Consider the following 22,268-nt stretch of genomic DNA (forward strand, 5'->3'; position numbering starts at 1 on the left):
TAAAAAGCCGATGATAAGGGATGTTTCAACAAAAAAGTAAGTAAAGATGTTGTAATTTAATAATTAAATGAAATTTTAGATTGAATTCATTATGAAATTACTAATTACATTAGAGGCATTAAAATAAAATGCATTATTGACACGATTAATCTTCCTTGCTTTTACGGAAACTAAATTGAACATTTAGTAGAGATAATGAATACACAAAAGCTGGAGCTGCAATGCGCATAGCAGCATGATTAATTGTTAAAAACCAAAAAGCAACAAAACACATTAGAAATAAGTTGAACTGATTTTCGATGTACAATAGTAAGGGTGTTATAATTAGTATTAATAATCCCATCACTCCCATCATTCCATGTTCTGCTAGTAAGCGCGTTATCTCATTGTGTGATGCGGCCTTTATACCCGTTTCTGCCTCTCGTGTTTCGGCGCCTTTACCAACACCAACACCAAAAACAGGATTTTTCAAAAACATATTAATTTCATTTTCTGCAATTTGCTCTCTACCAGTAAACTGACTTTTTTTTACTCGTCCTGCTGCATCTTGATTTGAATATCTTTTATCAATAAGTCCACCGGTTTGTAGAGAAGTATAAGTCCAAGTACCAACCATTGCAAACGCTACAAAAACAATAATAAAATTCATTTTTAATTTACCTCCTTGATTAGATTTGAAATATAAAAAAGTCAATAATAAAATAATCATAACAAATCCAGTGATCATTCCTCCACGAGAGAAAGTCAACATCCCGCGATATGTAATATTTAAAGCTAGAATCAAATTAACTGCGATTTGGAACTTAGTTTTAGATTCCAACATAAATCTAGAAAAGAAAATAAACATACCTAAACCTAATACGGTTGCGACTTGATTAGGTCCAAAGCCTCCAGAAGTCGTAAAATTAGATTCAGTTCCTGTAATTACTTCTTGCAGATTTGGTGTGTAAAATTTTAAATAAACTACGCAAGTAACGATAGGCAAACCCATACTGAGTAAAATCCTATTCATATCCGCAAGTAAGATCTTTCGTTTAAAAGTATAAAGAGATGCCAATGCTAAACACACCGGTCCCGAAAGATTAAATGCTATCGCTTTCCGAATGTCAGTATCAAAATTTAAAGAAGAAGTTGAAATAATTACACTAGGAACTAATAATAATATAAAAATCCAATAAGGCAGTGCTCCACGTGAAAATCCACTGTAATACATTCCTATCAACATAAAAAAGATCACGCCGTACTTAGAAATCTCGTATAGCGGATTCCCGCCAGTCATTCTCAGGAAAACTTCGCTTCCTACTATGTATGCCGCTGCAAGTAGCACTTCATTGTTTCTATTCTGTTTTTTTATGATATAAATAGTCCAAAAAATAAAAATAGAATAACCGTAAATTTTTGATGAAAAAGGCAATAAATAACCTAATGCACCAATTATTGTATGGAAAAGAATTAAATAGAGATAGGAAAGATCCTCTTTTTTCATTTTTAAGATTTAATTGACTTGTATTCTTGCAATAGTAATTGAATGATTTTTTCTTTAGAATACGTTTTCATCACTTTTTGGTGCAAATTTAAACCTATTTGCAGACGGATTTCAGCGTTACTGGTCAAAATATGAAGTTGCTCTTTTAACTCCTCCTTATCGTGAGGATGAAAAAGCAAACCAGAGAAATTATGTGAAATAAGTGTTGAACAATAACCAACATTAGTTGACAAAACTGCTAATTTTGCTAATCCATATTCTAGTAAGGCAACAGGAAAACCTTCATCTGTAGACGCAAGTATTCCAATTGTAGCTTGAGATAAAATATGCTGAATATCATTTTGAGCATCGTATATAAAAACAGAATCATGCAACTCATTACTATTTATATAGTCTTTTAACGCGCTGGAATAACCATCGTGAAAATCTTTTCCAATAAAGTGCATACTCCAACCTAGCTTGTATAATTGTAATTCATTGAATGCACAGAGAAGTGCAATATGATTTTTAGGCTTTTTTAGATTGGCTACACACACGAGCCGTTTTCCTAATTGTCCTCTCAGTACAGTTTGTCGAGAATTTAAATGAGGAACTTCTGCAAAGTTAGGTATGAAAACAACTTTTTTAGTAAATAAATTTCTTTCTGCCCATTTTTTCATTTTTGGATTCACAACAAAAATTGCTGAAAATGATAATGAAGCCATTACCAAAATAAGATTATTCGTTTTACTCTGTTTAACTCTGGCACCATAATGATCGTGCCAAATCAACTTGATAGTTGGATAAATCAATTTGAGTAAAAAAGCTGTAAAGAACGAGGTACCGTGCGCATGAACAATTTCAATTTTGTTCTTTCTAACGTAATTTCGGAGTTTTAATAAAGCGCTAAAATCTATTGCTCTTTTTTTGTTTAAAAATAAATAAGGAACATTTTTGTTGATTTGGTTTCGTAAGTTTCCCTCTTTTCGGGTTGCCACCAATGCCGAGAATTTGATTTCATTTGCTAAAGCATTTGCGTAACCAACAGCCATACGCTCTGCTCCGCCAGCATCGAGAGAGTCTATGATTTGAATAATGCGCATTACAGTAAAAGTTTTTTTATTTCTGATTCAAAAATGTCAGTTGTGTATTTTCGAGACCATTCTAGTCCACTACTTTGCTTCTCATCATAAAGACGTTGGTTATTTAAAACGCTTTCAATTTGCAAAACATCACTATCTAAATCCATATCAAGTAACACACCTCGATTTCCATTGTCTAGCATATAAGGGACACAAGATATTTTTGTAGCAATAGGAACGCAACCCCAAAACATTCCCTCCGCAATCACTTTCGGCCAGCCTTCACTGTCAGAAGGTAAAATTACAAAATGACTTTGCTGATACGCTTTTTGAATTGTTTCTTTTGTCTGATTTCCTTTAAATGTGATTCTATTTTGTAAATTGTTATCGCTACAGTATTTCTCTATTATATCTCTTTCATACCCATCTCCATAAAGCGTTAAAATAACATTATATCCTTTTTGGATTAATTTTTCAACTAGTCGAATAGCGTACAAAGGATTTTTTCCAGCGACTAGTGTACCTACAAAAACAAACTCAATGGCTTGGTTCAAGTTTCTTTTTTTGATTAATTTTTTGTCCGCTTCAGCATAAGTTGCTGTAAAAAATGGCTTTATATTTTTAGTAGTTCCCTCCCATTGGCCGTAAACCAAAACCTGCATGTTACGGGTTAAAAAAGTATTCGACAAAATCCATTGCTGCAATTTATAAGTCCACGGCTGATTTGATTTGGGATCCCAATTTCCGGCATATTTAGCTGTTTTGAATTTTGATGGAAATGCAATTTGGACTAGGCATCCTAGCAAACCAATATTCCCTGGACAGCGCAAATGAATATGATCAGCGTATTGCATTGCTTTATAAATTTGCAAACTGATTTTAGGGATTTTTATAACGCTATGAAATAATCCTTTTAAACTTAAAATATCGAACGTATTTATTGCAATAAAATTAATTTTTGGATGAGTGTAAGCCCTATCAACCGCAGTTATTTCTGTAGAACTTATTGGCGCCACTATTACTAATTCAAAAACATTTTTTGCCCAAATATTCATTTCATCAACATACGGCGCATAAGCAAAATATTGATTTTGCTCAATTACATGCGGAACATGAGTGATGATGGCGAATTTCATTATTGTTTGATTCTTGGTTTGTTGATTAGTAAGCTCCACCAACCTGCAGTTCGACCCACAGCTTCAGTGAAAGCCTCTTGGCGTGAGGTGCTGGTAAATGTATTGCTAAATCGAATCAATGTCAAAAGTATAGTAATTGAATGCCATTTTAGCTTATGTATTAATAATGGTTTAGGGTTTTTAGTGCGCCAAACGTACCATCCGTTCCTCACTACCATTTTCCCATATTGATATTGATTAGGTCTGCCAGAAGCATCATGATAATGATATAATTGCGCCGCAGTATTCAAATACAAATTTCCTGTTTTAGCCACTCGCAAAGTAAAATCAGCATCTTCATATAAACCGTATCCTTCAAAATAAGTAGAAAATTGCATGGTTTCAAATACTTTTTTCTTGAAAGAAGAAACACCACCCATCAGCATTTCAACTTGGTAAATTTTATTACTTGGAGGCAAGAAACCTACACTTCGACCATGCGAATATAACGATGAATATCCCGGCGGACAATTACTATCTAATCCTAGTTTTTTTCGCAATACAAAACGACTTCCATCTTTGCGCTTCCAACCATCATAATAATATTCATCTGATTTGGGTTTATAATCTAATCCTACAAATTCACATTTAGTTTCGTCAATAATATATCCGCCAACCCCGAGAGCTTCGGGATAAATAGTATACGTTTTTAATAATTCCTGAAAATAATTTTCTGTTAAAACCGTATCGTCATCCAAAAAACAAATTATATCAGCATCGATGTCAACTTTTTTAATTCCAAAATTCCTTTGTCTTGTCAAACCACGACATTCTTCTGGAACAAGAAAATAATTTAAATTAGTAAACCTATTTTGATCGAGAATATCTTTAGTTTCAGTGTTTGTAGAACCGTCAATTATTAAAATCTCATTTGGATACAAACTTTGGGTTGCGACTGATTGTAATAATTTCAGCAAAGGCAACGGGCGCATATATGTGCAAATAATTAAAGAAAATTTCATGATTTTGCTTTTAATTGATTAGCCCAGAACACACTTTGTTTCCATTGTTTTTGGAAATAAAGCAAGTAACTTAATGGATTTTTAATCTTTTGATGTTTGTAATATTTTAAAAACAAAGTTGTTTTGTAACCTAAAAGTTGCTGTTTTGTATTATTGCTGAGAATATACAACATAACGGTTGGCGAAGGCTTAGGTTGCACTTTATCATCTCGCCAAAGTAATTGTGGTTTTGTTCGGAAGCCACCAATTGGTGCTTTCAGATGCAGAATTTCAGGATGCGGCAAATACAAAACGTCGTGACCTTGATGTCGTAATTGCATGCCAAAATCATTGTCCTCGCCATAACCAAATTCAAATCCCATATTAAATTTGGTGTTTTGTAAAATTGCTGCTTTTACTAAACTGCATCCTGAACCAAAACTTCCCCATTGCATCACATTCTTATATATGTGATTCTCTCCTTTTTGCAAACAGCTAAGAGTTGCCATATTCGTTCCAAAATCTATTATCGTTTCAAGAGCATTATTTAAAAAGTCATTGGCAAGTTTGATGTCATCATCTGCTAGGAAAACCCATTCACTTTCAACTTGGCTTAAAGCCAAATTTCTAGCGTTACACGCACCAGCTTGATGAATAAAAAAATGTTGGATTTTAAAAGGCCACTTCTCGTTGTAGATATATTCTAAATTGCTTTTGCTTAATGGATCTGGATTTTGCTCGACGATTATGATTTTTTCAGGCAAATGTGTTTGAACTGCAAAGTCTTTTAGAACAACATACAAATAATCTTCTCTACCAATTGTAGGTATAATTACATCAACAGTTTTCTTATCAATAACCGTTTTAGACGATTTGATTGCAATGTGATCTAAATTAATTCTTCTACTATTTCTCTTCTTATAAAAAAACGAAAAAATCATTGGAAACAAAGGAAATTTTAAATCATAGATCAACATATTAAAAAACAATAAAAATAGCCATCTGGTTTTGTAATGTTGTTTTACAAACCGAAAAAGAGTGTAAATTGACGCGCTATTTTTAGAAAATATTTGTTGATTTTTTAAAAGTGCAGGTTCTGAGTAGCACAATAATCCGTATGGCATCGATAATTTAGCCACCGAGTTGAGATAGTAATCAAAGTCTTGCCCGGGCAAAATTTTATCCTTTATCGCGTTAATTACAGTTGCGTGAATAGCGCCTACTTCACAACACATCTGCCAAGTAGCAAAAGAAACTTTCTTATTGCTATTTGCAAATAAAGACTCTTCAACGTAGCCAATTTCATTGCCGATGTAACTTTGAGATGAATAGGAAAGCATCATTTTATTGTGATGCAATAACAAGGGTATTGCATCTAAATTCAAATTTTCTTTTAAAGCTATGTTACACCAAACTATTGTAGCATCAGGGAACTGCTGTGCTAAAACTGAAAGACCATTGGCAATTGTTCCATTAGAATTAAATGCTATTGACTGATTATCCGCTGTGATTATAGCAGAAATTTTAGAACCCGAATGATAAACTACAATCAAAACTTCTTTGTTACTGTTTTATAAAATGATAAGCTTTGTTTTGCAACAATCTCTATACTAAATCTCTCTAGTGCTTTTTTTCTGGCAGCGTCGCCAAATTGCCTTTGGAGATCATTGTTTATAAGTAAGGTAATTATTTTGTTTGCATATTCTAGATGATTTGTTGGATGCACCGAAAAACCATTAATACCATTATCTATCACTTCATTTGCCCAACCAATATTTGAAGCAACAATCGCCTTTTCCATTGCCATTGCCTCGATCCAAGAAACCGGTAACGCTTCCGCAAAAGAGGGAAAAACGCAAACTGCGGCTTTTTCAATGTGATTTTTGATCTCTTGATAAGGAATGCTTCCAATGAATTCTACCTGAGCTAGCGCTTCTTTAGTAAATAATGGCTGCATCATTTTCCAAGTAGATGAATTTCCCGAAATAATATCTGGAACATCTTTTCCAATCAATTTTAATTTAGCATTTGGAATTTTCAGTATAACCTGATTAAAAATTAACGGAAGTTCAAGCAAACCTTTTTTTCTAATTAAACTGCCAAAATATAGAATCTCATTCGACTCGAAATTTGGAATATTAGAACCATTTTGAGTAGACTTACTTTTAAATTTTTCGACATCAATTCCGTTAGGGATTGTGGTGAATTTTTTATCTAAATTAAAAACTTCATTAGTCAAATCGGCTGTAAACTGACTAACAGCTAACAATCCATCTGCTTTTTTCAGTGCTCTTTTTTCATGAAATTTATTGATCCACTTTACAGGACGCTGATCTAAATGACAAAAATAAGTATCTGAACCGTTTAACCGAATAACAACAGGACATTTTTCTGGTGTAATAAAGGAAGTGATTCCGGTCCAATCCGATGCTTCGACTACATCAATTTGTTTGTCATTGAATAAATCATCAATAATGCGTTCCAGTTTTTTTCGGGTAAGAAACCATGATAATCCTTTAAATTTGATGTTTTTAATTTGCTGAACTGCAATGCCATTGTCATCAAATAGCCGATCTTCGTTTTGACCATAAACTAAAACTCGAACTGTGCAACCTTCGGCCAAAAGACCAGTAGCCAAGTTCTTAATACTAGTTCCAATACCGCCTGAGCTTCCCGTGTAATCATGAGGATATTCCGGGGTTAAGAAAGCAATTTTCATTTTATATACTTATATTTTAACCCTTTCAAAGTTTAAAACTCTAAACGGGTTAACAAAAACGTTAAAAAAAATCTTTGATAATTCTTGATGTAAATAGTTTAGCTCCTTCGTTATTCATGTGCCCGCAGGACGAGAAATATTTATCGTTGTCAACTACGTTCTCATAATTATGGATTTCTGGATAAATCTTATTTGCTTTTTTAAAGTAGTCAAGTCCTTTCGTATTGCTGCACATTGGCGTCATCACGGCAATTAAATTGATTTTATTATCCGCGCAAATTTGTTTTATTTCTTCGTAATATTTGTTTTGAATTGGCTTTAAAGCGCTTAAATTATTTTTCATTTTGCCGTTGTTGCCTTTTAAAGCATAAAAACCTCCATTTTTTAATGTATTTGTTGGTTGGAAAGTTAAACACTTATACATCTCGCGAAAGCCTATCGAAGAATCAAATTTTAAATAGCGATAAAAAGGAATGTAAAACAATTCAGAAAAATCATCTTCCTGACTAAAATGATTTTCTATTAATCTAGAACTATGAATGTATGGCAAAAACTTAGATGCGATGCCTTCCGCTCTTTTTTCATTTGACAAATTGAGATCTGTTTCAATAATCACGTTTTGAATTTTATATTTTCTCTCAATCATCAGTTTTAGCAGTAAAGATGCTTCGAATAAATGACCTCCGCTCATCCCGTAATTAAACGCTTTTAATCCCTTTTCTTCAAATAATTGTGTCACAAAATGATTATTAGCTCTCGAAGATCCTAAAATAACCACATCGTAAATACGAGGCTTAGAATTATAAACATAATCAATTTTACCGCGATTTGATGCTTGTAAATAAACTACCGTGTATAAAACATCTAAAAGTGCTAATAGCAAAAGGATTAGTATTAAAACTTTGGCGGCAAAGCCTATGAATTTTTTCATTTAAGCGTTTATTTTTTCTTGACAACCTAATTACATTATAAATTATAAAACTAGAATTTTTCAAAGTATTATTTTATTTGAAAAAGCTATGTTTATTAAAATCTTACCACATAGAATCATAGATTTCTTAAATGTAGAAGGCATTTCATTTATGATAGAAAAAAATAGTCTAATTAGTGCTAAGATTGGATTTATCATTCTGATAAGATCTAATTTTTAACAATTTTAAATAATTTTCTGACCATAAGAATATCTGGTACTTGCGTTACTATTTTTATTCTATTGGTAATTTTCTATAATATTCGTTTACAAAAGTTTTTTGTCCTTCTCTAAAAATATTGAAACAATTAAAATTTATCAAAACACCTTTTGGAGATTTCAATAAATTCAAATGATTCAAAAGCTTAGCATCAAAAGCAGGATGCATTTCTGTAACAGCTTTTAATTCAACAACTATTAAACCTTCAACAAACAAATCACATCTAAAATCGCATTCCATCTCTTTCCCTTTAAAAACAACAGGAATTTTGAGTTCTGAAACAAAATTAATATTCCTCAATCTTAGCTCTTCTTTTAAACATTGGTGATAAACACTCTCTAGTAATCCTCTACCCATAATTTTATGAACTTCAATTGCTGCTCCAATTATTTTAAAGCTTAATTCGTTTAAATATTTCTGAGTAACCATCATAAATATATTTTAATTAGTTCATGAATTTATTTTTTTTTGGGATTCTCTTTTCTGTAAAAATGAAATGCCTTTTATTCATTCCCTCAATCCTATGATTCTATGTGGTTAAAAATCTTTCTTGTTTTATTCTTTTACTAAAGTTGTTTAAATGAAACAAACCGTTGCAACTTGTTTAAAACTCTCTTTTCTAGAAAAAATGAAATACCTTTTATTCATTCCCACAATCCTATGATTCTATGTGGCTAAAAATTCTTCTTATTTTTATTCTTTTACTAAAGTTGTTTAGATGAAACAAACCGTTGCACCTTTTTTAAAAACTCTGTTTTCTATAAAAAATGAAATGCCTTTTATTTATTAACACGATCCTATGATTCTATGTGGCTAAAAATTCTTCTTATTTTTATTCTTTTACTAATGCTGTTTCAATTAAACAAATTGTTTCAACTTATTTAAAAACTCTGTTTTCTATAAAAAATGGAATGCCTTTTATTTATTAACACGATCCTATGATTCTATGTGGCTAAAAATTCTTCTTATTTTTATTCTTTTACTAATGCTGTTTAGATGAAACAAACCGTTGCACCTTTTTTAAAAACTATGTTTTCTATAAAAAATGAAATGCCTTTTACTTATTAACACGATCCTATGATTCTATGTGGCTAAAAATTCTTCTTATTTTTATTCTTTTACTAATGCTGTTTCAATTAAACAAATTGTTTCAACTTGTTTAAAAACTCTCTTTTCTAAAAAAAATGAAATGCCTTTTATTTATTAACACGATCCTATGATTCTATGTTGTTAAAAATCTTTCTTGTTTTTATTCTTTTACTAAAGTTGTTTAGATGAAACATACCGTTGCACCATTTTAAAAACTATGTTTTCTATAAAAAATGAAATACCTTTTATTTATTAACAAGATCCTATGATTCTATGTGGCTAAAAATTCTTCTTATTTTTATTCTTTTACTAATGCTGTTTCAATTAAACAAATTGTTTCAACTTATTTAAAAACTCTCTTTTCTAAAAAAAATGAAATGCCTTTTATTTATTAACACGATCCTATGATTCTATGTGGCTAAAAATTCTTCTTATTTTTATTCTTTTACTAAAGTTGTTTAGATGAAACAAACCGTTGCACCTTTTTTACAAACTATAAATCTATAAAAAATAAAATGCCTTTTATTTATTAACACGATCCTATGATTCTATGTGGCTAAAAATCTTTCTTGTTTTTTAAAACTGAAAATAAATAAACTCCTTATAATCGCTAAATGTACCAAGCGCAACAATAGCAATCAAACAGAAACTTAATTTCAACCAAGAATTTTTTCCTGAAATAGGTTCAACCTGATTTTTAAAATTCCACTCTACAGCAACAAACGCAAAAATGATTAATAGCAATTCGTAATTATAACGCTCGTTTTCGAGATATTGCGCATCAAAACTGAGATTTGAAAACATCCGTTTGATGTAGTCAAAAGCATCTCCAATCGATTTTGCTCTAAAAAATATCCACGCTAAACAGGTCAATGCAAATGTGCTTAAAATGTTAAAAAAGACTCGCACCGAATTTAAATTCCACCTCAATGAAACCATTTCCATATTAGACCTATTCGTTTTTAGTACTAATAACGGCAGAAAATAAAGCGCATTTATAAATCCCCATGCGATAAAAGTCCAATTAGCGCCATGCCAAAAACCGCTCACTAAAAAAATTATAAAGGTGTTTCTAATTTTCATCGCCATTCCGCCACTACTTCCTCCTAGCGGAATGTATAAATAATCCCGAAACCAAGACGATAGCGAAATATGCCAGCGCCGCCAGAACTCGGCTATGTCTCGAGAGAAATAGGGATAATTAAAATTTCTAAGCAAGTCAATACCAAAAAGCTTGGACATTCCTAAAGCCATATCCGAATATCCTGAAAAATCACCATAGATTTGAAAAGCAAAATAAACAGCACCAAGTACTAATGACAGCGAATTCATCGATTCATGGTTGTCAAAAATAGCATTGGCATAAGTAGCGCAAGTATCTGCAATCACCACTTTTTTTACCAATCCCCAGATAAATTGAAAAACACCCTCCTTCGCTTTTTGAAAATCAAAGTCGCGTTTTACTTTTACTTGTGGTAATAAATGAGTTGCTCTTTCTATTGGTCCAGCAACCAGCAAAGGGAAATAACTAACAAACAACGAATAATCGACAAAGTTATATTCGGCTTTAATTCTTTTTAAATAAATGTCAATTACATAAGATAAACCGTGAAAAGTATAGAAAGAAATACCGACTGGAAGCAAGACGTTTAATAAAATCGGACTGGTTTGTAATCCAAATCCATTCATGAAATCAGAGAAAGAAGTGGAAAAAAAATTATAATATTTAAAAACACCCAAAAGACCAAGATTGATTGTAATGGTAAGCCAAAACCAAAATTTCCGAACGCTTTCTTTTTTTGCTTTCTCAATTTGGATTCCGGTGTAATAAACCAAAAAAGTCGAGAAAACCAGCAAGAATAAGAACCTCCAATCCCAACAAGAATAGAAGTAATAACTTGCAATTATTAAAATAGAGTTTTGGGTACTTTTATTTTTATTAAAAACAAACCAATATAAAATAAATACAATAGGAAGGAAAATGGCAAAAGAAAGGGAATTGAAGAACATCTTGAGTAATTGCGGGGCTTTATTATATTATTTTAAAGTGATTTTCTACCATTTGATTTAACGAAAAAGCATCTTCAACTAATAATCTTGTGTTTTTCGAAATCTTTTTTTCGCCCAAATATACTTTTTTTATTATGTCTTGTAGCATAAAACTGTTTTTTGCCTCAGTAATAAAACCATTGTCTCCATCAGTGATTACTTCTTTATTTCCACCTACATCAGTGGTAATTACAGGAACATTTGCAGCTAAACTTTCTAATATTGAAAGACTAAAACATTCCATGTGCGTGGGTTGTATCATATAATCATAATGACAAAACAGCTCATTTAAATTTGCGGAACTACCCATAAATTGAAAGTTTCTTTTTACTTCCCTATTTTTTGTTTGCATCATTAAAGCATCTTTAAGAGGCCCGTCTCCAAAAATAGCTATTTTAATTTCGCTTTTAATAGCATCTGGTAACTGAGAAACAGCGTCGATTAAATCCTGAATTCCTTTCGATTCTCTTAAATGCGAAGCAACTATAAACGTTGGATTAACCGTATTCCTAGTTGTTCGCACTTGTATATTATCGATCATAACGCCGTTGTAAATAGCGATCGTTTTGTGCTTTAAATAGTTACCAAAATCTTTAACAATCTCGTGAACGGTATAATTAGAGACGCCAATAAACAAATCAATATATCTCGAAAAGAGTATTCCTTTAACTCTTTTTTCTACTATTTTTTTTAATGAATATCCACTCAAAGGTCTTGGATTGTGATCTATTACAATAATTTTTACAGCTGACAACCTTTTGATTTTGTAAAAAAAAGGAGTGCATAATTCTACAAAATGAGTAATCACATGAGTGTAATTCGTTTTGTTTTCTTTGCAAAAAATCAGAAAAAAATTTTCAACATTTTGTTCTTTACTCTCGATTATTTTTAACTTAAAATATTCTCCATGCGTGGAATGATTTGGAAAAAACCAATCTACTTCCACATTATTCTGTTTGCATTTAGCGTCAAATTTCCAGAAAAAATGATCCATTCCGCCCACTCTTTCCGGCAGTAATTCATAGTTGCAAAGGATTGCTATTTTTTTATTTACGACCATTCCAAAAGTTTTTCAGCAATTCTTTTACCTGTATGGGGCAAAGGTTTGCTAACTTGCATTTCTAATAATTGCTTTCTATTCTCTGAATCCAGATTTGAATTTTCTAAGTACTCATTTATTGCTAAAATCAATTCTCCTTCGTTTTTTACAATTTTAGTAGCATTACTATTGACAACATTTGTAATATGTGCATAATTCAAAAATCGTTGATCATCATACAATCCGTTTTTAGCAGTACCAAAAACAGTATTTATTACTGGTTTGTCAAATTGCATAAAGTCTAGACTCATCGTAGACAACATATTTACATTCAAATCAGAATATGCTAAAATTGCTCTCAAGTCTTTTACATCTTCTATCGTTGGAACTCTTTGCGACCATTCTTCTTGATGACCTTCTCGCGATAAACTCCATTTAGGATAGTTCCATTTTATAAAAGGAAATTCCTTAACCAATTTAGCAAACCGAATTGGATCTTCTGCTGGCGAGGTTCTCACTAATAAATTGACTTTTTCTATTTTTCGATTTAAAATAGCAGCGGCAATAGTTTCAATATACAATTCGTCATTTTTACTAGTAGAAATATCGCCACAGCTGAAACAAATTGTTTTTTTGGATGCATCCAAAGCAAATTTAGACTGAAAATCTTCCTTACTAGAGTGATAACGTTCTAAAACATAAGGTTCAAATTGCGGTGTTCCCACAACTTCAATATTTTCTTTCTTGACTAATGTATAAAATTGCCTTAATTCACTCTTCATCAAATCACTCCAAACTAAATAAAAATTAAAATCAGCAGCCATCCGACCTTTAGAAGCCAAATTATCCCACGAAAAAATGAAGGATGCTGTCTTAATTTTCAATTGTTCTGCCTGATAAACTAGCGGCGCTATGTAAGGAGGACGTTGGTGTGTGAAAAATAATAAATCAATATTTTCTTTTTTTAATAACGCTTTGTATTGAACCGTAATTGGATGATTTTTAAAAGTTTGCTGTTGCCAAAAATTGAATCTGCTTATCCATTTTTCGGAATGAAGTTTAACAGCTATTTTAAAAATAAAACGGGTTGCATGACCTCTAACAGTTTTGAAATTAGAATTATTGGTGTGTAAGTTATCTTGAATACCAAAGTTGTCCTTTATGTGCAGTTTTAAATGCGCTATTTCTTTTACTTTTCTAAAAAACCAAGTTTTAAAAGTTTCTTCGAAAACACCCAATTCAATAATTTTTGAGTTTATAGCGAATGTTGAATAAACTTTGGATGGCAAAAAAGAGAGTATAACAACCTCATCGAATGTTTTTTCGGCTTCGGTTAAAAAATCACTTAAAATAAAATTTCTAAAACCTACGCCATCTGTAATTACAATGCCTAATTTTTTCATGCTATAATTCTATCTTAATCCTAAAAGCGGTACACTCTAAATATCCCTAAATTGTTTTTGTTGATTCAACTGCCAAATATCCGATTTTTCAAGATAATCTAGAAATAATTCAGCACTATTTCCATTACCAAAGTCACCATTTACTTTTTGAATTTCATGAGAATCAATGGATGATAATGCTTGCGTAATACTATTTTCTGAATAATCAGTATTTATGATATCAGCATTTACCGCTCTATTTTGCTGTCGTGTCCCTATGTTTATAATTGGAATTCCATAATATGGAGCTTCTCTAATTCCCGCACTACTATTTCCTATAAAGAATTGCGCATTTTTTAATAAGGTCATGAAATATTCAAATCGTAGCGATGGAAAAACACGAAAACGTTTGTTATTATTTAATTTTTGATAAGCATCAAGAATAAATTGACTTCCAAGGTCATTGTTGGGATAAATAACAACATAATTATGCTTGTCGGCTAATAAAGAATTTACAAATGTATTTGCGTAATGCTCCATCTGCTTGATTTCAGTTGTAACTGGATGAAACATAACAATAGCATAATTATAAAAAGGAATTTGATAATATTTTTTTACAATTTCTAAATGTGGTAATTCGTTAGAAAACATAATATCAATATCTGGGGAACCAATTGTAAAAATAGATTCCTTAATTTCTCCCATTTGTAATAATCTTTTCTCAGCCTCACTATTGGACACAAAATGAATGTGACTTAGTTTTGAAACGCTGTGACGAATCAGTTCGTCAACAGTGCCAGAAACTTCTCCCCCTTCAATGTGAGCAACTAAAATATTATTGAGCGAACCTACAATTGCTCCGGCCAGCGTTTCTACTCTATCACCGTGCACTACAATAATATCAGGAAGCACTGCTTTGCAATAGCTTGATAAACCTTCAATAGTTTTAGCAAGTGTTAGATCCATGGTTGACTCATGGGTATAATTTTCAAAAGTGTGTACATTTTTAAAGTTGCACCTTTCAATTTCAATTAACGTATAACCGTATAATTCTTGTAAATGCATCCCAGTTACAAAAACAAAAACTTCAAATAGCGGTTGCTTTTCAAGAATTTGGATTAATGGCTTTATTTTTCCAAAATCAGCACGCGTTCCTGTTAAGAAAAGTATTTTTTTCATTTTAATCTTGTAGTCTAATAAAGGATATTGATTTGTGAAGAAATATCTAAAGCTTCCTTCATTCCAAATTGATCTGCCTTGGAGCTTGTCACGTCGAGCGCAGTCGAGACGATTCATCATGAAATTAATCACAACAGCGCATAATCTCGACTTTAGTCTGCCTTGGAGCTTGTCACGTCGAGCGCAGTCGAGACGCTTCTCACTGTCGTCAATCTGATTGTAATTAATTTCGACATAAATCGATCTCGACTTTAGCCTGCCCTGAGCGATAGTTGAAGGGCTCAATCTCGACTGCGCTCGATTTGACAAAGACAATAGATTTTATTGTCACGTCGAGCGCAGTCGAGACGCTCCCACGTGAATCGCGGTCGAGACACTTTACAAATTGCCCTCGTCCTTCTCCGGACTGTATTTGTAATGAGTCGCATTCCTGCATTCCGATAAATTCTGTATTTGATCAAAATTTTCATCTATTAAAGCTTGCTTTTTAACTCTACTCCATTTCTTGATTTTTTTCTCAAATTCAATCGCTTGATTTGGTTCCGTAAAATCTTGACAAAAAGCTAACGTTACAGGTCTCCTAGAGTGAGTATAAGCATTTGGATATTTCCCCGCATTATGTTCTATAAGTCGTCTTTCAATATCCGAGGTTACTCCAACATAAAGTGAGCCATCGCTACATGATAAAATATACGTATAATAAAATTTCATGATTTAGATTATAAAATTACTTTTAATCCACCACTATTTCCAGTTGTACTTATGTAACCGACTTATGGTTATACTGTCACGTCGAGCGCAGTCGAGACGCTTCTCAAGGTGGTCAGTCTGATTGTAATTAATTTCAACACAAATCAATCTCGACTTTAGCCTTTCCTGAGCGATAGTCGAAGGGCTCAATCTCGACTGCGCTCGATTTGACAAAGACACATAATTAATTGTCACGTCAAGCGCAGTCGAGACGCTTCTCAAGGTGGTCAGTCTGATTGTAATTAATTTCAACACAAATCAATCTCGACTTTAGCCTGTCCTGAGCGATAGTCGAAGGGCTCAATCTCGACTGCGCTCGATTTGACAAAGACACCAGATTTTATTGTCACGTCGAGCGCAGTCGAGACGCTCCCGCGTGAATTAAATTGTAGACGTCACATCATCCCAATATAATTGTTCGTCATTTTCAATGTCTTTCAAAGCTATTTTTCCCAAGATTTCGTCGTAATGTACCGCAAGAATTTCTCCTGTTCCCGGACGCTTTACCCAGATATTTCCTTTGGAAAAAATATCCCCCTTTTTGATGCTCTGAATCGAACACACAGTTGCAAAAGCAAAATCTATTGTAACTTGTTCTTCTTTAGAAGGTTCTTTTGTTCCGCCGCGCATTTGCCAAATTTCATTGGTAGAAAGAATCAATTCGCGACTTGCATTTTCATCCATACTACACACGATATCTGGACCCGTTCGCTGCATTGTATCTGTAAAATGACGTTCTAAAATACTAGCTCCTAATGCCACAGCACCAAGACAAGCATTATTATTTAACGTGTGATCAGATAATCCAAATACTTTTTCTGGAAACGCCTGATGTAGCTGTGTCATAGCGCCCAAACGTACCAAATGTATCGGCGTTGGATATAAATTTGTAGTATGTAACAAAGCAACAGGAATGTTATACTTATCAAAAATTGCAACCGCTTTTTGTACACTTTCAATCGTATTCATGCCAGTACTCAAAATAACTGGTTTACCAAAAGTGGCTATATGTTCCAATAAAGGATAATTGTTACATTCACCAGAACCAATTTTGTAAGCTGGAATATCAAATTTTTTCAGTCGCTCAGCTGCCGCACGAGAAAAAGGTGTCGAAATAAAAATCATCCCTTTACTCTCTGTGTAGTTTTTTAGTTCTAATTCTTCCTCTTCATTGAGTGAACAACGTTCCATTATTTCATAAATAGAAACGGTAGCATTCCCTGGAATCACTTTTTTAGCAGCTCCACTCATTTCATCTGCCACAATATGGGTTTGGTGTTTTACCATCTCAACGCCCGCTCTTTTTGCTGCATCAACCATTTCTTTGGCTACAGCCAAAGATCCTTCATGATTAATCCCAATTTCAGCTATAACCAGTGGTGGATAGTCAGGCCCTATTTTTCGTCCGGCGATTTCTATGTATGGATTCATTTATTTAAAGTTTAAGCGGATTTATCAAAAAAAGTTTCAGTGTACGTAAAATAATCAGAGGTATCAATAGAGGAGGATGCAAAAAAAATATGATTATCTACATGCTGAAACTCATTTTTAAAAATTATTTTTACTGTTAAGAAATTATTAGAGTTTGAGGATGTAGACTGGAAGTGATTATGGATTTATTTTCCACTAATAATTCTTATTTTTCTTTTTATAAATGTTCCTACTTTTTGTTGAAACCAATATTTTCTCATCTGAAAAGTTGGATTTATAAAAAACAATTGTCCACCTCCTTTATAATTGTGGATATTTCCGCCTCCATGTCCATATGGCGAGTTTTTTTCGAGAGTGATCACATTTACATATAAACTTTTAGGGAATATATTTAAAATCTTTGCAGTTTGAGTTGCTCTATCCCCCTCTATAAATAATATTGTAGACTCCGCACAGTACTTCTCTATATCAACTAAAGATTCGTCTAAACCATCTACAATGATCAAATCAAATTTTTTGTTTTTAATATATTTTAATTCAGGAACAAGCGTTATTTTTTTAAAATGTTCAACATTATGAGGTAGAACCTCAAGACAAAAATCATTGTTTTCAGTTCCAAAATAATTAATGTTATTTATTTGATCAAATTTCAAAATTGTATCTGAAACTGAACCGATTCCCATTCCAAGTTCTAAAATATTTTTTACTTTAAAAGTGACAATTAATAGTAAAAGTGATTCTAAAGCAAATTCGCTAGCTATGTAGTCGCTACCTTTAAATGAACAAAACTTTTTATAATTTTCTACTGCAATTTTTTTAATTTTCATACGATATTTTAATGGTTTTTAACAAATTAGTTGCATAGTCAAAATCGTTCTTTGTATCGATATCTATCTCACCAAAAATATGATTTACAATGAAAGGATAAGCATCTTCTGTAATGATTTTATTATCGAGAATTGAGTTGGCTTTAGTAATGTATAGCAATCCATTTTCAAAAAATAACGGCTCTAAATCTTGGCTTCGCTGTCCTATTTTGTAATTAAAAGGTTCAAAACGATTTGCAGCAATAGTACCTAACTTTTTATGACTTTGTGTAACTGTAAATAAACTACGGCAATTTTCTTTTATGAAAACTTCAAAACAATCTTGCAACAAATTGACTGGCCTTAACGGATTAGTAGTTTGTAACAAAATAACATTCTCGATTGTATTGTCATTGATAGTCTCTAAACTATGTTTTAGTGCGGTAACAGTGGGCTCAAAATCTCCAGCTAAATCTGCAGGTCTGTCTATAACTTTAGCTCCATATTTTAAAGCGATCTCCTTAATTGTGACATCATCAGTAGATACGTAAATGTCATCTACAATAGTGCTATTGGCTAAAGCATAATTAATACTATGTGCTAACAACGGTGTACCTCCAAAATCCAGTATGTTTTTTTCGGGTAAGCGTTTTGAGCCACCACGAGCTGGAATTATTACGATAGTTTTCATATTAAAATTTTGGATTACTAAGTTGTTTCATTTTTAATAAAATACCAGAATTTACTGGAGCTCTAAATTTTAAAATTGTCGAAACTTTAGAGAAAACTACAACAATAGTTTTAAAAAATAGATTAAAGTAATGCCAATCTGTTAAAGCATATTTTTTAAAATTGTGCAAGTACAGTCTTATTATTTTAGGTAAAGGATAAGGATAATAAACCAAATAATAAAAAGTTGTGTTTTTTAGTTGCTTTTCAAATCTAAAATAATTCTGTTTATTTAATTTTCTTTCCGCAATATTGACCCGATGATTTACTTTTATTGCGTTAGTATATAAAATATCAAAACCCTCAGCTACAACTTCAATTGACAAACAGGATTCCTCTCCATAAATATCAATCCAAACTGGAAATCCGTTTGTCATATCGTAAACGGACTTTCGAATAGCAAATCCACTTCCAATAAATTCAGAACAAAAAAATTCGATATGCTTATTTTCTGATTGCTTGTATGCCTCTTCATCTGATGAAAATACACCTTTTATTTCTTCAAAAGCTAGAATTCCCAGTTTTGGATTCGCGTGGAAAAGAACTTCTATTTCCCATATAAAGTTTCTAGTTAGCGGATGCGCATCATCATCGAAACCAATTAGAATTTCAGATTTTGAAAGCGGATAAATTTGATGTCTCGCTGCCGATGCTCCAATAGACTTTTCTGAAATAAAAAACCTGACCCAGTTCAATTCATCAATAATACTATTCGAATCATCGGTACAACCATCGAGAAAAACTAAAACCTCAACCGTAGATTTATCAATTAATGAATCAATAATTCTTAAAGTTTTAAGTAATTCTTCTTTTCTGTTTTTAGAAACAATAAGTATTGAGGCTTGCATAAATTTGTATTTTCATCCTTTGCATTCTGCCATATAATTAAACAGATGACTACTGTAAACTTCTAATTATATTTTTCAAATTATCAGCTGATAAGTATTCGACTAAATCTTTCCTATTTAAGTTTAAATTATCTGGATTTACTTTCCATAGTTGATACAAATCTTCAATGATATTAGCAATTACAAAATCTTGATCAACTTCCGCGTAAAATGGATAATCGTTTCCTAACAATCTTCTTGTTTCACTATAATATGGAGCTAGTGATAATATTGCTTTGTTAGCTTCCACACAATGCGGGAATTTCGCAGGAAGAAAAGGACTAATCTCTGATTTTGATTCCAATATCACATTCACTGATGAATTTTTTTGTAGGTTATAAACGGTATCAAAAGCAATATTTCCATTATAAATATAAATTTCAGGATTATTATCTCCATATTCTTTAAGCATTACTGAATGATAAGAAGCATTTCCCAACAAAATTAGTTTCGAATCTTTTCTCGCCTCTGGATTATTTTTTAAAAATAACTTAAAACCTTCAATTAAGCCTTTTGGCGATCGTTGTTTCATTAAATTTCCAGCGTGCAAAATATTGAATTTTGTATTATCAAAATACTTAGGAAAACTGGTGCCTTGAATTTGATATTTTGCATTTTGATGCGGCATTATAATTCCTGTCTTTAAAAAATTATCAAAATAACTACCCATCCATTCCTTAAGCAACTGACTGGGAAATCCACTAAATTTTGCTTTCTCAGAAACAGATCGAAAAAAAGCTTCTTTTAGTTGATAACCAGGTTCAACCCAATTATAAGGTCGTGGATAATAATGAAAAGGATAGGGATCATGAATATATGCGAGCCATTTAGAATGGAGTTCTGGCATTTTTAAAATAGCATAATGCGGTCTAAAACTAGCTCCTTTACTTAATGTTATGACTAAATCAGGCTTAAAAGTGCTTTGTTTTAATGCTTTAAAAATACTGTTGGTATCGTTGAAAAAAGTAAACGAAAAGCCAAATATTTTTTCAAAAAACGGCATTAAGTTCCAACCGAAATTTCTAGCTAGAACACGTTGCGTACGGCTTAAAAAATAATAAGGACTAAATTTAATTTCTGGTATAGCAAAGCATAAAATGTCTGATAATTGAATGTTTTTTAGCGTGTAATGATACACCGAAACTTCAAATCCTGCGGACGCTAAATTTTGAATCATTGCTACATTAGCTTTAGAACCACTACTGTCCTCAATATTTATAGAATCAACTACTACTAAAATCTTCATTTTAGATTTTTTAGTAAGTAATCAACAATTTGTTGAGATGCATTGCCATTGCCGTAAGGATTATTCAAGTTTTCAAAACCATTAAAATTATTTAAAAGATCTTCAACAGTCTTTACAATTACAGCGGTGTCAGTTCCAACTAAAGTTGAAAACCCAGCTATAATTCCCTCCGGTCTTTCTGAAACTGTTCGAGTCACAATAACTGGTTTTCCTAATGATGGTGCTTCCTCTTGAATTCCTCCAGAATCAGTAATAATAATAAACGATTGCTTCATTAACCACACAAAGGCTGGGTAAGAAATAGGCGAAATTAATATAATGTTTTTCTGTTTAGACAATAAGTCATATACCACTTCTTTTATATTGGGATTTAAATGAACGGGATAAATAATAATTACATCGTCGCGCTTCGAGGTTTGTATTAGCGCTTCACAGAGATTTTTTATTCCCTCTCCAAAATTTTCACGGCGATGTCCCGTTACTAAAATTAACTTTTTATCTATTAAGATTACTTTCTTTAGATCTTCAATTTCTTGATGTTTGTAATTTTCTTTTTCGATTTTATTAATAGTCCAAAACAATGCGTCAATTACCGTATTTCCTGTCTCAATAATTGCTTTACTAGCTAAGCCTTCATTCAATAAATTTTGAGTTGCTGTATTCGTTGGTGTAAAGTGATAATCAGCAATTCTACTCGTTATTTGTCTATTTATTTCCTCGGGAAATGGAGATAGTTTCTTGTATGTTCTCAGTCCAGCCTCTACGTGACCTACCTTAATTCCTAAATGGAAAGCTGCTAAAGCCACCATTGTGGACGTAGTTGTATCGCCATGCACTAAGACTAGATCTGGTTTTTCTGTATTCAAAACATGATCAATACTTGCAAGAATGTTGGCACTTAACCCATTTAAGGTTTGATTAGGCTGCATTAAATCTAAATCATAATCAGGAATGATCTCAAAAAAATTTAAAACTTGATCCAGCATTTGGCGGTGTTGTGCCGTGACACACACTTTTACCTCAAAATTACTTTGCTGTAATTCATGATAAAGTGGTGCCATTTTTATAGCTTCGGGGCGTGTGCCAAAACACAGTAGAATTTTCATCAT

Annotated in this window: 19 protein-coding genes; all 19 read right to left on the reverse strand. The window is 32.2% G+C overall.

Annotation, left to right across the window (positions count from 1 at the left end; all coding sequences use genetic code 11):
• Positions 1 to 145: 145 nt before the first annotated feature.
• The 19 genes from BUB42_RS03555 to wecB all read right to left on the reverse strand — a co-directional run bounded on the left by BUB42_RS03555 (position 146) and on the right by wecB (position 22,268).
• Positions 146 to 1,486 (reverse strand): O-antigen ligase family protein, encoded by a 1,341-nt coding sequence (locus BUB42_RS03555; protein WP_073017240.1) that lies wholly within the window; start codon positions 1,484 to 1,486, stop codon positions 146 to 148.
• Between the two features lie 2 nt (positions 1,487 to 1,488).
• On the reverse strand, positions 1,489 to 2,568 hold the full coding sequence (locus BUB42_RS03560) for a glycosyltransferase (protein WP_073017242.1): 1,080 nt from the start codon (positions 2,566 to 2,568) through the stop codon (positions 1,489 to 1,491).
• Positions 2,568 to 3,683 carry a glycosyltransferase family 4 protein gene (locus BUB42_RS03565; protein ID WP_073017244.1) on the reverse strand — a complete coding sequence of 372 codons (1,116 nt, stop codon included), beginning with the start codon at positions 3,681 to 3,683 and terminating at the stop codon, positions 2,568 to 2,570. Before BUB42_RS03565 ends, BUB42_RS03560 begins: the two co-directional genes overlap by 1 nt.
• Entirely contained in the window at positions 3,683 to 4,684 is a 1,002-nt protein-coding gene (locus BUB42_RS03570; protein WP_073017246.1) for a glycosyltransferase family 2 protein, read from the reverse strand. The genes BUB42_RS03565 and BUB42_RS03570 overlap by 1 nt, the downstream gene beginning before the upstream one ends.
• Entirely contained in the window at positions 4,681 to 6,216 is a 1,536-nt protein-coding gene (locus BUB42_RS03575) for a glycosyltransferase family 2 protein (RefSeq protein ID WP_073017248.1), read from the reverse strand. The genes BUB42_RS03570 and BUB42_RS03575 overlap by 4 nt, the downstream gene beginning before the upstream one ends.
• Positions 6,213 to 7,382 carry a glycosyltransferase family 4 protein gene (locus tag BUB42_RS03580; RefSeq protein WP_073017250.1) on the reverse strand — a complete coding sequence of 390 codons (1,170 nt, stop codon included), beginning with the start codon at positions 7,380 to 7,382 and terminating at the stop codon, positions 6,213 to 6,215. The genes BUB42_RS03575 and BUB42_RS03580 overlap by 4 nt, the downstream gene beginning before the upstream one ends.
• 61 nt (positions 7,383 to 7,443) lie before the next feature.
• Positions 7,444 to 8,313, reverse strand: a complete 870-nt coding sequence (locus BUB42_RS03585; RefSeq protein WP_073017252.1) for a hypothetical protein — start codon at positions 8,311 to 8,313, stop codon at positions 7,444 to 7,446.
• A 274-nt stretch (positions 8,314 to 8,587) separates the two neighbouring features.
• Positions 8,588 to 9,004 (reverse strand): GxxExxY protein, encoded by a 417-nt coding sequence (locus BUB42_RS03590; RefSeq protein ID WP_073017254.1) that lies wholly within the window; start codon positions 9,002 to 9,004, stop codon positions 8,588 to 8,590.
• A gap of 1,233 nt (positions 9,005 to 10,237) precedes the next feature.
• Positions 10,238 to 11,671 carry an MBOAT family O-acyltransferase gene (locus BUB42_RS03595; protein ID WP_073017255.1) on the reverse strand — a complete coding sequence of 478 codons (1,434 nt, stop codon included), beginning with the start codon at positions 11,669 to 11,671 and terminating at the stop codon, positions 10,238 to 10,240.
• A 22-nt stretch (positions 11,672 to 11,693) separates the two neighbouring features.
• Positions 11,694 to 12,770, reverse strand: coding sequence for a glycosyltransferase family 4 protein (locus BUB42_RS03600; protein ID WP_244533875.1), 1,077 nt, complete (start codon positions 12,768 to 12,770; stop codon positions 11,694 to 11,696).
• The gene (locus BUB42_RS03605; RefSeq protein ID WP_073017257.1) at positions 12,761 to 14,152 is read right to left on the reverse strand and encodes a hypothetical protein; all 1,392 of its coding nucleotides are present in this window, start codon (positions 14,150 to 14,152) and stop codon (positions 12,761 to 12,763) included. The genes BUB42_RS03600 and BUB42_RS03605 overlap by 10 nt, the downstream gene beginning before the upstream one ends.
• 36 nt (positions 14,153 to 14,188) lie before the next feature.
• Entirely contained in the window at positions 14,189 to 15,310 is a 1,122-nt protein-coding gene (gene neuC / locus BUB42_RS03610; RefSeq protein WP_073017267.1) for a UDP-N-acetylglucosamine 2-epimerase, read from the reverse strand.
• 378 nt (positions 15,311 to 15,688) lie between these two features.
• On the reverse strand, positions 15,689 to 16,021 hold the full coding sequence (locus BUB42_RS03615) for a GIY-YIG nuclease family protein (RefSeq protein ID WP_073017268.1): 333 nt from the start codon (positions 16,019 to 16,021) through the stop codon (positions 15,689 to 15,691).
• Positions 16,022 to 16,441: 420 nt separating this feature from the next.
• Positions 16,442 to 17,491 (reverse strand): N-acetylneuraminate synthase family protein, encoded by a 1,050-nt coding sequence (locus BUB42_RS03620; protein ID WP_073017270.1) that lies wholly within the window; start codon positions 17,489 to 17,491, stop codon positions 16,442 to 16,444.
• A 185-nt stretch (positions 17,492 to 17,676) separates the two neighbouring features.
• Positions 17,677 to 18,318 carry a hypothetical protein gene (locus BUB42_RS03625; RefSeq protein ID WP_073017272.1) on the reverse strand — a complete coding sequence of 214 codons (642 nt, stop codon included), beginning with the start codon at positions 18,316 to 18,318 and terminating at the stop codon, positions 17,677 to 17,679.
• On the reverse strand, positions 18,308 to 18,988 hold the full coding sequence (locus BUB42_RS03630; RefSeq protein WP_073017273.1) for an acylneuraminate cytidylyltransferase family protein: 681 nt from the start codon (positions 18,986 to 18,988) through the stop codon (positions 18,308 to 18,310). Before BUB42_RS03630 ends, BUB42_RS03625 begins: the two co-directional genes overlap by 11 nt.
• A gap of 1 nt (position 18,989) precedes the next feature.
• Entirely contained in the window at positions 18,990 to 19,874 is an 885-nt protein-coding gene (locus tag BUB42_RS03635; RefSeq protein ID WP_073017275.1) for a glycosyltransferase family 2 protein, read from the reverse strand.
• Positions 19,875 to 19,923: 49 nt separating this feature from the next.
• Complete coding sequence (locus BUB42_RS03640; protein ID WP_073017277.1) at positions 19,924 to 21,159, reverse strand: glycosyltransferase family protein; 1,236 nt, start codon at positions 21,157 to 21,159, stop codon at positions 19,924 to 19,926.
• Positions 21,156 to 22,268 (reverse strand): non-hydrolyzing UDP-N-acetylglucosamine 2-epimerase, encoded by a 1,113-nt coding sequence (gene wecB / locus BUB42_RS03645; RefSeq protein WP_073017279.1) that lies wholly within the window; start codon positions 22,266 to 22,268, stop codon positions 21,156 to 21,158. The genes BUB42_RS03640 and wecB overlap by 4 nt, the downstream gene beginning before the upstream one ends.

Source organism: Flavobacterium micromati, from assembly GCF_900129585.1.
Taxonomy (GTDB): Bacteria; Bacteroidota; Bacteroidia; order Flavobacteriales; family Flavobacteriaceae; genus Flavobacterium; species Flavobacterium micromati.